The 885-nt window shown below is 34.4% G+C and carries 1 protein-coding gene; it reads right to left on the bottom strand.

Going from position 1 to position 885, the window contains the following annotated elements; all coding sequences use genetic code 11:
* On the bottom strand, positions 1–710 hold a 710-nt coding region (locus D104_RS33240; protein ID WP_036201323.1), incomplete at its 3' end, for a S1C family serine protease.
* Positions 711–885: the final 175 nt, after the last annotated feature.

Below are 885 nucleotides of genomic sequence, written 5' to 3'. Positions count from 1 at the left end.
AGCTTGTTTGAGATGATCTCGATTGGGCTATTCTTTTGTAGCTCTAATTGAAACTCTACAATTTGATCTTCTGCAAGCAAACCATTATGCGATTGTGGCTTTAAATCGACTGATTTTTTATCATCTGAGATACCAAAAAAAGCTTTTAAGTGCTCTTCCAATGCATCATAACGATAGATATAGCCATAATCACCATCTACCTCTATTAATATTCCACTGATACTATTGGCGATGTACAAAATGCTTCCACTGAAACCTTGTTTAAAAGGTCGATCTGGATCTAAAGGCTTGATAGAGAGAAATTCATTAGCATCAATTCCCACTACGGTTATTGGAGTGCGAAGCGTACTTGCATCATCAAGCTTAGTCTGAAGTTCGCCATTACTTACAACAGTCAAAATAGTACTTAATTTATTTATCGGGGTATGGTTTTCAACACAAGGTGAAGGGCTAGATGTAACCTTAAGTAAAGATAAATCCACATCAAATTCGTGAAACTTTATGGCTGTATGTTTTTTTCTATCTGCTGTTAATAAAGTGACTTGTTGATTCCCACCTATAACATGTGACGGAGTCACAACATAGCATTCACTTTCATTCTTATATAGAAAACCCTGTCCTGTTGAACTTAAAGTTTTGATAAGAACATCAGAAGCTTGAGAAGTTAAAGGTATGAGCAATAGACAAGTAAATAAATAAAGTCTAACCATACTGAATCCTATAATATAAAATTTATTACTGACACTATAACAGGAGCCAATGAATAATTCTTTATAACAATAGCCGTTTCATTTGATCACTAAATTTTAAAAATAAGAACCCCATTTTGGGATGCCAATGAGAACAACAAAACTAGGGAAACTGCGATTAAGTCCCCAATATGAG

The organism is Marinomonas profundimaris (assembly GCF_000508165.1).
GTDB lineage: Bacteria > Pseudomonadota > Gammaproteobacteria > Pseudomonadales > Marinomonadaceae > Marinomonas > Marinomonas profundimaris.
This window is presented reverse-complemented; position numbering and strand designations above follow the sequence as displayed.